General features: G+C 44.3%; 12 protein-coding genes and 1 other RNA gene. 5 read left to right on the forward strand and 8 right to left on the reverse strand.

The window, feature by feature from the left end; genetic code table 11:
- The first annotated feature begins 371 nt into the window (after positions 1 to 371).
- Positions 372 to 2,342, forward strand: coding sequence for a sensor histidine kinase (locus VB836_RS22480; protein ID WP_046279782.1), 1,971 nt, complete (start codon positions 372 to 374; stop codon positions 2,340 to 2,342).
- Positions 2,343 to 2,417: 75 nt separating this feature from the next.
- Here VB836_RS22480 and VB836_RS22485 read toward each other — a convergent pair whose 3' ends face one another.
- The 3 genes from VB836_RS22485 to rnpB form a co-directional block, all read right to left on the reverse strand.
- On the reverse strand, positions 2,418 to 3,479 hold the full coding sequence (locus VB836_RS22485) for a Gfo/Idh/MocA family protein (protein WP_046279783.1): 1,062 nt from the start codon (positions 3,477 to 3,479) through the stop codon (positions 2,418 to 2,420).
- Between the two features lie 36 nt (positions 3,480 to 3,515).
- Positions 3,516 to 4,244: a ribonuclease III gene (rnc, locus tag VB836_RS22490; protein WP_046279784.1), complete on the reverse strand. Its 729-nt coding sequence runs from the start codon at positions 4,242 to 4,244 to the stop codon at positions 3,516 to 3,518.
- Positions 4,245 to 4,734: 490 nt separating this feature from the next.
- An RNA gene (rnpB, locus tag VB836_RS22495) (RNase P RNA component class A) lies at positions 4,735 to 5,169 on the reverse strand.
- Positions 5,170 to 5,272: 103 nt separating this feature from the next.
- Between rnpB and VB836_RS22500 the strand changes: the two genes are divergently transcribed.
- Positions 5,273 to 6,580, forward strand: coding sequence for a serine hydrolase (locus tag VB836_RS22500; protein WP_046279785.1), 1,308 nt, complete (start codon positions 5,273 to 5,275; stop codon positions 6,578 to 6,580).
- A 14-nt stretch (positions 6,581 to 6,594) separates the two neighbouring features.
- Positions 6,595 to 7,410: an alpha/beta fold hydrolase gene (locus tag VB836_RS22505; RefSeq protein ID WP_407659731.1), complete on the forward strand. Its 816-nt coding sequence runs from the start codon at positions 6,595 to 6,597 to the stop codon at positions 7,408 to 7,410.
- 37 nt (positions 7,411 to 7,447) lie between these two features.
- On the opposite strand, the gene VB836_RS22510 is transcribed toward VB836_RS22505, so the two are convergent.
- From VB836_RS22510 to carA, 5 genes are all read right to left on the reverse strand, one after another.
- Positions 7,448 to 7,729 (reverse strand): DUF1816 domain-containing protein, encoded by a 282-nt coding sequence (locus VB836_RS22510; RefSeq protein ID WP_046279787.1) that lies wholly within the window; start codon positions 7,727 to 7,729, stop codon positions 7,448 to 7,450.
- Positions 7,730 to 8,415: 686 nt separating this feature from the next.
- On the reverse strand, positions 8,416 to 9,318 hold the full coding sequence (gene rlmB, locus VB836_RS22515) for a 23S rRNA (guanosine(2251)-2'-O)-methyltransferase RlmB (RefSeq protein WP_323222713.1): 903 nt from the start codon (positions 9,316 to 9,318) through the stop codon (positions 8,416 to 8,418).
- Positions 9,315 to 9,716, reverse strand: a complete 402-nt coding sequence (locus VB836_RS22520; protein ID WP_323222788.1) for a Mini-ribonuclease 3 — start codon at positions 9,714 to 9,716, stop codon at positions 9,315 to 9,317. Before VB836_RS22520 ends, rlmB begins: the two co-directional genes overlap by 4 nt.
- 75 nt (positions 9,717 to 9,791) lie before the next feature.
- Complete coding sequence (locus VB836_RS22525; protein WP_323222715.1) at positions 9,792 to 10,148, reverse strand: STAS domain-containing protein; 357 nt, start codon at positions 10,146 to 10,148, stop codon at positions 9,792 to 9,794.
- Positions 10,149 to 10,269: 121 nt separating this feature from the next.
- Positions 10,270 to 11,424, reverse strand: coding sequence for a glutamine-hydrolyzing carbamoyl-phosphate synthase small subunit (gene carA / locus VB836_RS22530; protein WP_323222717.1), 1,155 nt, complete (start codon positions 11,422 to 11,424; stop codon positions 10,270 to 10,272).
- Positions 11,425 to 11,768: 344 nt separating this feature from the next.
- On the opposite strand from carA, the gene VB836_RS22535 reads away from it, so the two are divergent.
- Together VB836_RS22535 and VB836_RS22540 are read left to right on the forward strand one after the other, a co-directional pair.
- Positions 11,769 to 12,389, forward strand: a complete 621-nt coding sequence (locus VB836_RS22535) for a retropepsin-like aspartic protease family protein (protein WP_046279039.1) — start codon at positions 11,769 to 11,771, stop codon at positions 12,387 to 12,389.
- Between the two features lie 54 nt (positions 12,390 to 12,443).
- The gene (locus VB836_RS22540; protein WP_046279038.1) at positions 12,444 to 13,055 is read left to right on the forward strand and encodes a hypothetical protein; all 612 of its coding nucleotides are present in this window, start codon (positions 12,444 to 12,446) and stop codon (positions 13,053 to 13,055) included.
- Positions 13,056 to 13,231 lie beyond the last annotated feature (176 nt).

Consider the following 13,231-nt stretch of genomic DNA (forward strand, 5'->3'; position numbering starts at 1 on the left):
CGAAAAAGACGAATTGTCAAGAGAGAATGCTTCCTCAGAATCAATTCTGGAAATATCAAGATTTTGTTTCAAAGACGAATTAGACCTGATCAGCAGCATTTTATCGCAAATCATATACTCGGGGGAGGCAATCGAGGTTAACAAGGGTTACGATCTAAAAATACAACTGAAAGATCACTTATTATAGAATTGGAGTATATAATCTCACCGGATCGGGTTGGCAATCTCACCGCAGAGTTAGTTTACTCCCTACCCTAGCCACTCAACTTTTAAAGCTTACATTTGCCTTTTTCTCGATCTAGTCTTACTTTAATTTAGGTCAAATTACTCTCCTATCATGCACCCTCAGTTCAAACAGTTCAAAACGGACTATGCCTAAACCCAGTCAATCCTCCTTTCGTCGCATTCTGCTGTCCCGGATTTTACTGCTCAGTGTTCCGGTTCTTCTTGTTGGAGAATATGTCACCTATCGCAAAGCAAGATCGGGTTTATTAGAAACTGCTCGTCTGAATTTAACTGAAAGTGCAGTCGATATGGCAGAGTATATTAACAACTGGATAAAATTTCTTCAGTCTAATCTAATTTTAGCAACTAACAGCACAATATTACAATCCGAACAAATCGAAAATTATCAACAGTTTATCAAGCAGCTTGAACAACAACTTCCCACGCAAGTCAACTGTCTACAACTGGTTGATATCCAAACCAATGAAGTTCAGGCTAGCAGTTGTGGAAACGAAGCCATTATTTCCACTCCCTCTAACCTCTGGGTTCAACAAAAACCCTCAAATCAGGTTTTAAGCCCAGCGAATGTTTACATTCAAAATAAAGAGTTTAAGTCTAAAATCGACGAGGAAACACCCGTCTCCGAAACTTCCGCAGCTATTACCCCCTGGAATAATAAAATTCAGTTGGTTTTTATGGCTCCCGTTTATATCACCAATGCCGAAACAAATCAACTCCGTTACGTGCTTATTTTAGAATCAAATTTACCCTTATCCTCTAAAGATAGACCCAAATCCTTAACCGGTTTTACCGTTGTTCTAGATGAAGCCGGTCAAATTATTGCTCATCCCGAAGCTTCAAAAGTTGGAGTGAATATTAATCAAGAAGTTGACGGTCCCCGTCTGCAAAATATCATTAATAGTGCCTTATCAGGAGAAAAAGATTTTGTTCATCTATTCTTCTTTGATCAAAATGGGAATGAATTACTCGCCGGATATAATGCCATTCCCAGTCCGATTTCTCAGGAAAAGGGAAGTCAATGGGTGATATTAGCCGTTACCAGTTTAGATGATGCACTCTCCGGTTTAAAAGACATCAACTCCGTTTTATTTTATTTAACGATTAGTTTAATTGCCGCGAGTATTATTGCAGCCCTTTATTTATCGAGAGACTTGGCTCGTCCTCTCGAACGGTTAAGAGATTATGCCTTAACAATTAATAGCCGAGAATCACCGAAACCTGTCCCGCAAAACTTGAGAATTCGAGAATTTATTCAACTTGGACAAGCCATTAGTATTATGGTTGAACGGTTGCAATCAAGAGCCTCTGCTTTAGAATTAGCCACCCAAGAAGCACAAATAGCCAATCAATTGAAAGATGAGTTTCTGCGAGTGATTTCTCACGAACTGAGAACCCCACTCAATGGCATTATTAACTCCCTGCAATTTCTCCGAGATGATTTGTGCGACAGTCCCGAAGAAGAACAAGAATATTTGGATATGGCGAATGAATCCGCTCTGCATTTATATAGTATCGTTAATGATATTTTAGATATTGCTCTGATTCAAGAAGGCAAGTTTTCAATCAACCCAAAAACCGTTGATTTAGTCAAAATTATTCAAGAAGTCATTGCCATTCACAGCTTAGAGATTAACCAAAAAGGTTTAAAATTAAAACTGCACATCGAAAAACCGATTAAGGTTTTAGCTGATTCCGATAAATTGAAACAAGTTTTTGTCAATATTTTGAGTAATGCCGTTAAATTTACAAAAAAAGGCAGCATTACCATCACAGCCGATATTCAACCCATCGTTCACTGTGATTTAATTTCCTATGAATCCTGCGAGGAAAAATCTCAAGTGATTATCACCGTCAAAGATACCGGAATCGGAGTCGCTCTCGATAAACAAGATAAACTCTTTCAACCTTTCGTCGTCGTCGATGGTTCAACCACTCGAGAATTTGACGGCATTGGCTTAGGATTAAGCATTTCCCAAAGTTTAATGAAAATGATGGGAGGTTCAATTGAACTTTATAGCAAAGGCGAAAACCAAGGTACAACCGTCACTCTTTCTATCCCCGTTGTCTCATCCCCATCTGATACAAAATTGCGTTAAAATTACGGTAGGGTTCATCAAACCCATTAATCTTTTGAGACAAGGGAAAGTGTTGAAAATTTGATGGACTCGACTTTAAAGTTGAATCGGTTTTCCCCCTTGTTGAAGAGACTCACTTAAACCACAAAGAACCCGCACTAAATCAGTCCCAATTTCACCCGAAGAAATCGAACAAACTTGATTGTGACGAATACAATTTAAAAAGCGATCGCAAACTTCAGCCAACGGTTCAGCAGGTTCGACTTCAACCGTTTCACATTCAACCCCAGCCGCTTGCCAACCTTCTCCCACCGTCTCTAAATAGCCGCGTTGTAAGGTTAACGGCCTATCTTTTAACATCTCATCAAAAATCAACGTTCCTTCACTCCCCACAAGCGCCAAACGTCGCTGTTTATCCGGGTTCAACCAACACAAATGTAAAAACGCTTGAAAACCTGACTCATAAGTAATCGTTGCCATCACCACATCTGACAACCCCGAAATATTATTAGAAATAGGAAAACTCGGACTACTCAAATCAAAACTGCGATCCGGTTGCAGCCAAACCGTTCCCGTTGCTTGTACCTCAACAGGTTTTTGTCCTAACCAAGTATTAAAAATCCCAATATCGTGAATCGCTAAATCCCACAACGCATCTACATCTTGTCGTACAGGTTCTAAGTGAGTCCGAGCCGCATAGCCATACCGCAACTGTCCCAACTGTCCTTGTTCAATCACCGCTTGACCTTTCGTAACCGCCGGATGAAACAAATAGGTATGATCGATGAACAGTTGACGATTATGCCGTTTAGCCAAGCTACAAAGGCTCTGTGACTCCGAAAGTTTCAGCGTGAGAGGTTTTTCGGCAAAAACATGATAACCCCGCTCTAGAGCCTCATAAATCAGGGTATAGTGCGTTGAAGCGGGAGTCGCAATCACAACAGCATCCAGTTCACAGTCGTTAATCACCTTAAACCAATCCGTCTCCAACTGCACCGTATCATCAAGCAGCAAACGCTCCTTAGCCTTTTGAAGTCGTTCAAAATGAGGATCAGCGATCGCCACCACCTGCGCTTGAGGATGTTGATAAAAATTGCGGATCAAATGGGTTCCCCAACGACCCGCTCCGAAAATAGCAACTTTGATCGGATTTGTCATCTGTTCATCGTCCGTAATTAGAATCAAAAAATTGAATTAATCTTGAGTTTTCTTTTGAGTCGGAACCACCAAAATCCTATAAGCCTCTTGAGCCGCTGCTTGTTCAGCCGCCTTGATCGAACGTCCGCGACCTTCACCCACAGATTGACCTTGAAACCAAACTTTAGCCGTGAACCGTTGATCATCGCCCATCGGCCCGCTTTCTTCTACGGTATATTCGGGTAAAACTTTATAATAACTTTGCGTCCACTCTTGCAGTGCAGCCTTGTAGTTTTGACGAGCCGGATCGCGTAAAATCTGAGTCGCTCCCTTTTGGAAGTGAGGTTCTAGCCAGGGACGGATCAGTTGTAAATTTTGGGTACTCAAGTACAAAGCCGCCAGTATCGCTTCCAAACAGTCCGCTAAACGTGACTGGTTCCCCATGCGATCTTGCGCCGCACTCCCGCCAATTAACAAATATCGACCCATGCCATAACTTTCGGCAATTTCTGCCAAAAACCGATCACTGACCAACACCGAGCGAATGGCGCTAAACTCTCCAACAGGTTGATTGGGATAAGTTTCCCACAAAAATTCGGAAGCCGCCAGTCGCACAACAGCATCTCCCACAAATTCTAACTGCTCATAGTTAGCTTCCGTTGAAATCGAAGGATGCGTTAGGGCCAGATCTAACAAATGCCACTTAATGGCGTCTTGTTCCGACAGTCCCAAACGTTCAACCAGCTTCTGCAACTGACGTTGGCGGTTTGGATAGCCGATTTTCATTGGGTTCTCACCTCTCTAACCTGCTGGAGACTCCCGTTATAATCTTTTTGATTTAACGGTGAGAGGAAAGCAGGGCAGGGCGTACTGCTTCCTTACTAATTTTGAGAACCCCTACCGCCTTGGATGTACTAACGACATTCGACGTTTTGCATTCGCCTTTCGCCTGGACAGTTACAGGCTTGTGCGTTCTACCTGTACGCATAGGGGTTGTTTTTCGGCTTAACGCCTCTCCCTTTCGGGGTAAAGTGAGCTTCGCCAATGTTAGAGGTCGGTACTTTCCAATCAGCACTACCACTGACCCGACGCGACTGTTTAACTGCTTGGTTCTAGAGCGGGGGACTAGCTACGCATCCCCCGGTAGGAACTTTAACACTTACCTCTAACGTAGTGCGCTAGACACTTAGGCTGGTCAACTTGGGCTTTTTAAAGCCCCCGTTAGAGTCCTAGAACTTAACGGCGGGTTGTTGACAGGTTCGGAGCAATCCGAAAAAGAGAGAGTCAGACATAAGCCGGGTTCTGTTCTTTCAACTGCTAGCAGTCAAAAGGGCAGTTATCTATCTGGGATGTTTGTTACCAAACACCTCTAGCGGTGCCACCTCAACCGGAACCGGGAAAAGACCAACCGTAGTTCCTCCGACCTTGCTCCCACCTGGGGTTTACCGAGCCAACGCCTCACGACGTTGCTGGTGCGCTCTTACCGCACCTTTGCACCCTTACCCTTTCAGTGATCAGTAAACAGTTATCAGTTCTCAGTTATTCACTGTCTCCTGTCCCCTCTCTCCTGTTGACTGAAAAGGCGGTATCTTTCTGTGGCACTATCCTCACGATCGCTCGCACTGGGCGTTACCCAGCAGATTTAGTCTTTTGGGAGCCCGGACTTTCCTCAGACTCGGGTATTGAGTCCGCAACTGCCTTCGCTGACTCTCTCTAGTCCATAGTATCTCAAAATCTCTTGATTCCATCATCAGCTACATTTACAGGCGTCTAGTTTGTGATGTTTAATAACGGTGTTGTGTGAGGAGAACTAGATGCCGCGACTGTTTCGTTGGGCCACTACTATGATCAGTAGTTTGGCGATCGCAGTGGGTGTAGGACTGACTCAAACCTTACCGATGTTCGGATCATCGAATGAGTTCTATGGCGCTCGTTCCCTAGATGAATTAATTCAACTGCGAGATCAAATCATTCAAGAATTAGAAACGCCTGTTCAAGACTCTTCTGAACCTCGCTTTTTGAATTCTTTGTTATCGGAAACGCCTTCATTCAATCCCGATCAGGAGTTATTCCACAAGCTCAAAGAAATAGAAGTCCAAATCTTGATTGAAAACCGAGCCAATGATAACTGGAAACAAGCCATTCGTTTGGCGACAATCGCCATAGAAACCGAGAATAATTCATCAGATTCTTTAGGCCGCAAAAAGCAAGCCCAGCAACTTTGGCAACAAGCTATCGGCAATTTAAATGAAGTGCCGAAAAATTCATTAATGGCTAGCCAAGCTTCCCAAAAAATCGAACAATATCAAGTCAGCTTAATCGGCTTAACCAAACAAATCCAACTCGCTCAATCTTCTTTTCTAGAACAAATTCGCGCCGAAAGTAACTTATCAAAAACCGCAATGATTAGTGTTTGTAATCTCAACCGAGATTGCGCTCATCTGCGAGGCGAACAACCCCCCGCAAGTCCCGCCAGTTTGATTAAAGTTCCGATTGCGCTTGCCCTTTTAGATAAGGTTTCAAAGGAAAAGATTAGTCTCGAAGAACAAGTTTATGTCGATGGCGGAAACTTTACCGAAGATGCTTCATCAATTCAAGCTAGAAAAAGCTATTCTCTCAAACAATTAATGGGAGAAATGATCGATCATAGTAGTAATATTGCCACCAATCAACTGATTGATTATGTGGGTCAAGATTCTATTAATAATATCCTCAAAAAACAAGGCTATAAAGAAACTCGCGTTCAGTTTAAACTCATGGGCGATCGGATCATGCCCCGACGTCCCGGAAAAGGTCGTAACCGCCTGACTAGCAGCGAACTCACCGAAATGATGGTTAAAACCTATAACCATGAATATCCCGGTTCAGAAGCCTTAATAGAAGCCCTAAACCGCCAGTATGATCGAGCAATTGGTTACGCGGCGTTAGAAGGATTAAAAGCCGAATGGTTAGGCGAAAAAACAGGTCAAAATTCTCGCGTTTTAGGAACTACTTTAGCCGTTAGCATTGATGGCGAACGCTATATTATCACTGTGATTGACAATAATACAGGTAATATTTTTGAAATTCGTAAAGCCATCTCAAAAATTGCCGATCATATTATTCAAAACGGTCATCTTTAAACATTACTTGAATGATGGAATTCCTACCGTTAAAAACGATAATTCAAGGCGAAGGATTTCCGATTCTTTGCCTTCATGGTCATCCCGGTTCCCGTCAATGTATGTCTGTTTTTACCGATTATTTATCCCATCGCTTTCAAACCGTTGCGCCGGACTTACGCGGATATGGTCAGAGTCGCGCTTCTAGAAGCTTTCAAATGCAGGATCACTTAGTTGATCTCGAAAACCTACTCGATCAACTGAATATTCAACATTGTCTGATTTTAGGATGGTCTTTAGGGGGAATTCTCGCCCTAGAACTTGCGTTAAAATTTCCTCAACGAGTCACCGGGTTAATTTTAGTCGCCACCGCCGCTTATCCCCGAGGAAACCATCCGCCGATCACTTGGCTTGACTATGTTTATACAGGTTTAGCGGGAATGATTAACGGGTTGGTTCCCGGTTGGGAGTGGAATATTAACACCTTCGCAAAGCGATCGCTATTTCGATATCTTATTCAACAGCATACCCCCACCGCCTACCAATACATCGCCCGGGAAGCCTTACCCGCCTACCTACATACCTCTGGCTATGCCACTCAAGCCTTAAATCAAGCCCTCCGAGCCTCCTACAACCGTCAAGCGGAACTCGAACAAATACACTGTCCTTGTTTGGTTCTTGCAGGTGCGGAAGATCGTCATATTACAGCCTTATCTAGCCAAGCCACTGCTCAACATCTGCCTAACGCTCAGTTTCGTTGTTATCCTCAAACCGCTCATCTTTTCCCTTGGGAAATTCCAGAACAGGTTCGAGGCGATATTGAGAGTTGGCTGAATACTCAAGTTCTCTAATCAAATAATCCCTGTCCCCTGTTGGCTGTTTTCTAAACTAAGATTGAGGACTGAAAGCTGGAATAATCAGTTGATAAATCGTTTTTTCAAGATCTTCAGCAACCGTTAGGCGAGAGGGTTTACAGCGTCTAACCGAAACTTTGTAAGTGTTCACTCCTTCACTTTCGATGTCTTCTCGATAACCCACTTCAGCAGAATGAGCTTCTTTTGCCGTCAAAAAAGGCCCGAAATAATAAGTGCAATTTGGGCTTTCGGTAATGATTTCTACCCAAAACGCCAAGCCAAAAAAATTGAGCAAATTAATCAAAAGTTCTTTCATGTCTGTTTTTTTCCGTTTCTTATAAGGGCTAGAGATGCTGCTTCACAACTGGACAAAATCTGTCACTGATCCGATCAGTCAGTAATCGTGTTCTCTCAAGCTCAACTGGATATCAATCTTTACCCAAAGTTTGCCGCACACGCCCCTACCTTCAGGTATGGGGATATAAGGCTCTTTCTAATGCTAGAATAACTCTACTGGCAGGGTATTCAACCAGTTGAAAAACCCAGCATCTAATCGATGCAATGAACCTTGAAAACTTAAGGTACGGGGTTCTTGCCAGGAATGCTTTGGCCATATAAAACCTTAAAGCACCAAGTACAGAGAATCAAGCATTTTTTCTCAAGTACGGTAGGGCATACCGAAACTATCTCTGAAATGGGATGAACGACTGGGGAGACGAACCCCTCAAAGAGTAGGTCAGGAAACTAGCTTGCTGTAAGGGTTGTCAATGAATCAGTAATCCAAAGCCGTGAGGCTTGGAGAATCCCCTTTCTTTAGAAATGGGGAGTATGTCAAACTGGGTTATACTCGGTCACATTTCTTTTTTCAATCGCTTTAATTCAACTAGCGACTCTTCCCAGAACACACCCTCACCTAGTGCTTCACTTCTCTCCGACTGACAATATCCAGTTTTGTTAGTTTATCTTAATCTTTCGGACTGAGACAGAATCCATTTATACGGTTTAACGAAGCCGACGCTGACGATAAATTTCATAGAGTGTCATTCCTGTAGCCACTGAAACGTTCAGGCTAGGTGTAGTGCCTTCTAAAGGAATTGAAACCAACACATCGCAACTCTGCTCAATCAACCGACTCAAACCTTCACCTTCACTGCCAACGACTAGGACAATCGGGCCACTAAAATTCACCTGATACAGGGGTTGACTCGCTGTTGCGGATGTACCGTAAATCCAAAAACCTGCCTGTTTAAGTTCTTCGAGAGCGCGATTGAGATTGACAACCCGAGCAACAGGAAACGTTTCTAATGCGCCTGCGGCTACTTTCATCACGGTTGAGGTAATGCCGACCGCCCGACGTTGGGGTAAGATTAACCCCTGAGCGCCGATCGCTTCTGAAGTGCGGATAATCGCACCTAAGTTATGGGGATCAGTTAATCCCTCCGCCATGACTAGCACAGGTTCAGAACTTGCCGCTTGAGCTTGATTGATTAACTCCGCGAGTTCTTTGTACTCATAGGGGCAAACTTGAGCAACAATGCCTTGATGATTGGCGCCTGGTACAATTTGATCGAGACGTTGATGGCTCACCCTATCAATAAGGGTACCATTTGCTTTTGCGATAGACAACCCCTTCTCGAAACGATGATCAGATAATAGTTGCGGGATCATCCAGATGCGATTGAGCGATCGCTGATTTTCCAGGGCAGCCAGAACAGTATGACGACCGTAAATCAAGTCACTGTCTGCATCAGAGGATAATTGTTGGGCTTCGCTCTGGGGATGAGTCGAGGATTGAGAAGAGGGGACTTGAGGTTTAGGTGATGGGCGCTTCGGACGAATTGACTGTTGATCACTTGACTGTCTCTGAGAGCCAGAACGTCGCTGAGGCTTAGAATTTCTATTCATGCCGGGGGGTACTTACTTTCCAAGTCTAACTTCGCGAGTAACTGAGACAAACGTTCGGGATCGGTTAAGTAGAGGTATCCCACTAAAGTTTCTAGACTGGTTGCCAGTTGATAGGTTTGGGGATTAATGCGTTTTGGGCATCTGATCGTCGCATTGCGTCCTCGGCGAACTACTTCCAATTCAGCCGCCGAAAGATAGGGTTCCAGCGATCGCAAGTGACGGGCTTGACTCTCAGCTCTCACCTGAGAAACCACAAGCTGGTGATAAAGTTGAGATCGCTTTGGAGGTCTCAGATAAAAATTACGGATATACAGCTCGTATACCGCATCTCCGAGATAAGCCCAAGAAGCCGGAGACAGTTGTTGAACTTGTTCAAATTTCAGCAGGGGATGATCCATTTCCATAAAATATCAGCCAGACAGCGAGCTGGCCGATGTTTGTATCTCTGTGATCTAGATAGCTAGCTCGGTTCACTATGAGGATTTTTTGTCTATATTCTCGATCGCCTCTTCAACGGAAGACTGCAACGAGAGAAACTTTTCCAAGCGAACTAGCTTGACCGTCTGGGTAATACGAGGATTGGTTACGATTTGTAAACTTCCTCCCTCTGTCTGAGCCTTCTTGACAAGTTGTACAAGTGCGCCTAACCCAGAGCTATCTACAAAATCTATTTTAGACAAGTCCAATACGATGTTTGTTGGCCCCTCATCAATGCAGTTACTCACTTGCTTTCGGAAAGTTGCTTCCGAAAACGCATCTAGTAAGCCCGTCAGACGGAACAACTGATAATTCTCTTTGACATCGCGATTGCCCCTTAGGCTTACAGTCAAGTTTAATGGCTCAGGAATGACACCCTCCTAACTCAAGTAGTGCGTACATTGCCGATCAAGTATAATTTCTTTTGGTCAAATTGTCTAGAGCTATGATTGGCAACTCTAGAACAACATCGGCCTAAAGTCTCTTTGCCTGTTCCATCTGCTGAATAAACTGTTCAAACAAATAGTCGGCATCGTGAGGGCCAGGGCTAGCTTCCGGGTGATACTGCACCGAGAAAAAGGGCAAACTCTTGTGTTTCAATCCCGCTACCGTCTGATCATTGAGATTCAAATGGGTAATTTCTACCCCATCGCTGAGACTTTCCGGGTTAATCGCAAATCCGTGATTTTGGCTGGTAATTTCTACCTGTCGTTGTTTTAATCCGGCGGGCTGGTTCAAACCTCGATGACCAAACTTTAGCTTAAACGTTTCTGCCCCAAGAGACAAGCCCAAAATTTGATGTCCCATACAGATGCCAAACACAGGCTTATTGGCTTTCAGGAGTTCGCGAGTTGTTGTCACTCCCTCCGTCACCGCCGCCGGATCTCCAGGGCCATTAGAGAGAAAAATCCCATCAGGATTGTACTTGAGAATCTCCTCAGCGCTGGTATTAGCCGGAACCACAATCACCCGACAGCCATAACTGGCTAAACGACGCAAAATATTCCGTTTAATCCCAAAATCAATCGCCACCACCGTATAACCCGGTTTTGCCGCCTCCGAAGAAGCCAAGGACGGACTAAACTCCCACACGCGATCTGTGGGTTCAGACCATTCATACATCGTCTGGGTGGTGACTTCCTTCACCAAATTCAACCCCGCCATACTGGGAGCTTGTTCTACCCGGGAACGCAATTCAGCCGGATCAAGAATTTCCGTGGAAATTGCCCCATTCATCGCCCCAACGGTGCGAATTTTGCGGGTTAAAGCCCGAGTATCAATCCCATAAATCCCTGGAATATGATGGTGTTTGAGATAGTCTGACAAAGATTGAGTCGAACGCCAGTTTGAGGGACGAGCGCAAATATTCCGAGCTATAGCCCCTCGAACTTGCGGACGTTGAGATTCTTCATCTTCAGGGTTTACCCCTGTATTTCCCAACTCAGGGTAAGTAAACGTCACAATTTGTCCCAGATAACTCGGATCAGTCAATACTTCCTGATACCCAGTCATCCCGGTATTAAAAACCACTTCTCCGATAACCGTTCCAGACGCACCAAAAGACCAACCTCGATAGGTGGTGCCATCAGCTAGAACCAGTAGGGCGCTTTGAGCAGAAACAAGCGACATGGACTTCTTCGACCTACAACTGAAATGATCATTGTTGATTATCCCAAACCTTTTCGTCAGGAAATGTGTTCCTTGGGATGATTTTTTGCGATCGCCTGACCCATCTTTCCTATTTTCAACCCACGAATCCCTCTCAGTCCGTATCTCCTAGATTGACGATCTGACAAGGCATCAACCCTCTTGATAAAATTAAGATAAAACCCAATTTGAGGTCAAGCGAACCCCCCTGAAACTTCCCCAAGAGTCACGAGATCCGCTTCAGAGACTGCCAACCCTCTTCATCCTTTCTTCAGAATTTCCCAATTTCAGTTTTGTAGCGTTCAAAAACAGTTGAGGTCGGCACCATGAATCAAAACTTAACATTCTCCGTCTCTAACGCTCAAGTCCCCTTGATTGATCAACCCCTTAAACCCATCAAGTGGCTCGGGATCTTGATCTCGATTAGCGGATTTCTAGTTGTCCCAGCAATGACGGCGATCGCTCAAGAACTTCCGGGTTGTTTTCTGAGAAATAAAGCCGGAAACTATGTTCGTCTCAATAGCATCTGCATTTTTCCAGAAGCCCAGTTAGATCCGACTTCCCAAGCTTCTACACCCGGAGTCTATCAAGCTCAAATTATCCGCCGCCAAGCCGGAATTCCGGTGATTGAAGTCGTTTTCAATGAAAATCAAACGTTTGAAATGTTAGTCGATACAGGCGCCAGTGGTACGGCGATCACACCCGCGATGGCGGAACTGTTAGGTGTGATTCCCACCGGACGAGGGACAGCAGACACCCCGAGCCAGAAAAATGCTCAATTTGATATCGGTTTAGTTCAGTCTGTCACGGTAGCGGGTGTCAAACAATTAAATCTTCCGGTGGCGATCGCTCCGGCCCTCAGTACGGGACTGTTGGGACAGGATTTCTTTGGCCGATACGATGTCACTATTAAAGAAGATGTGATCGAATTTAGGGAACGCAGTTGAAGGTTGCTATCATCAAAAAGACAAGTCAGCTTTGGAATGAATTCGGGTTCCTGAATGCTTACAGAAATTGTTCGTCCACTGGTTCGCACTCAGATTCGTCTGTTAGCCAACTCCAGCAGCACTCGCCAAACCCTAGTTCAAACGATTGGGCGATGGTTGAGTTACTTGGGTGTAGAAGCACAGGTGACTCAACTCGATAGTAATTGCGATCAAATACAGGTCGCCTTGCGGGTGAAAAAACCACAAAGTTGTGATTCGACAGACTGGCAAAAGATTATCGATAATATTGGTAATGAGGGGAATATTCCCTCAACCAACTTAACCAATGGCTTAACTTACGATCAAATTGCTCCCAAACAACAGATTAAATTGCAACGTTTGCTAGCTTATATGATTCAAGTCGAGCAACCCGAGTCCCAAACCGATTGGGATCGAGTTTTACCTCTACTGGAAAGTCTGGAATTAAATCCTGAGTTGATGACGGGGATTCGTTCAGCCTTAAAAATTCCTCAATCTCTAGATCTTTTAGTTGAAGGATTAGAACCCGATGTGGCGGCGATCGCCCTCGAAAAAGCCGTTGGAATTGCTTTGCTGGATCGTCGAGTGAACCCACAAGAAGATCGGGCTTTAAGTCTTTTATTAGAAGCCATGAAGCGTTCAGACTAAGTTCGTTGTAACGGTGTTACTCAACAATCAATCCTAGAATTCCCTTGTCAAATTATATTTGATTGAGCCAAAATATATAGCACGACAAGGGGAAGTTTGGCAAACTTTATTACTCCTGAAAGACCAAAAATTAACACCACCAAGACACTAAGACACAAACAGAGAAAATCTTCGTG

Source organism: Limnoraphis robusta BA-68 BA1 (assembly GCF_034932365.1).
GTDB lineage: Bacteria > Cyanobacteriota > Cyanobacteriia > Cyanobacteriales > Microcoleaceae > Capilliphycus > Capilliphycus robustus.

Bases quoted from the DNA above. Each gene is read 5' to 3' on its own strand.
- VB836_RS22480 (WP_046279782.1), top strand. From the start codon at position 372: ATGCCTAAACCCAGTCAATCCTCCTTTCGTCGCATTCTGCTGTCCCGG.
- VB836_RS22485 (WP_046279783.1), bottom strand. From the start codon at position 3,479: ATGACAAATCCGATCAAAGTTGCTATTTTCGGAGCGGGTCGTTGGGGA.
- rnc (WP_046279784.1), bottom strand. From the start codon at position 4,244: ATGAAAATCGGCTATCCAAACCGCCAACGTCAGTTGCAGAAGCTGGTT.
- VB836_RS22500 (WP_046279785.1), top strand. From the start codon at position 5,273: ATGCCGCGACTGTTTCGTTGGGCCACTACTATGATCAGTAGTTTGGCG.
- VB836_RS22505 (WP_407659731.1), top strand. From the start codon at position 6,595: ATGGAATTCCTACCGTTAAAAACGATAATTCAAGGCGAAGGATTTCCG.
- VB836_RS22510 (WP_046279787.1), bottom strand. From the start codon at position 7,729: ATGAAAGAACTTTTGATTAATTTGCTCAATTTTTTTGGCTTGGCGTTT.
- rlmB (WP_323222713.1), bottom strand. From the start codon at position 9,318: ATGAATAGAAATTCTAAGCCTCAGCGACGTTCTGGCTCTCAGAGACAG.
- VB836_RS22520 (WP_323222788.1), bottom strand. From the start codon at position 9,716: ATGGATCATCCCCTGCTGAAATTTGAACAAGTTCAACAACTGTCTCCG.
- carA (WP_323222717.1), bottom strand. From the start codon at position 11,424: ATGTCGCTTGTTTCTGCTCAAAGCGCCCTACTGGTTCTAGCTGATGGC.
- VB836_RS22535 (WP_046279039.1), top strand. From the start codon at position 11,769: ATGAATCAAAACTTAACATTCTCCGTCTCTAACGCTCAAGTCCCCTTG.
- VB836_RS22540 (WP_046279038.1), top strand. From the start codon at position 12,444: ATGCTTACAGAAATTGTTCGTCCACTGGTTCGCACTCAGATTCGTCTG.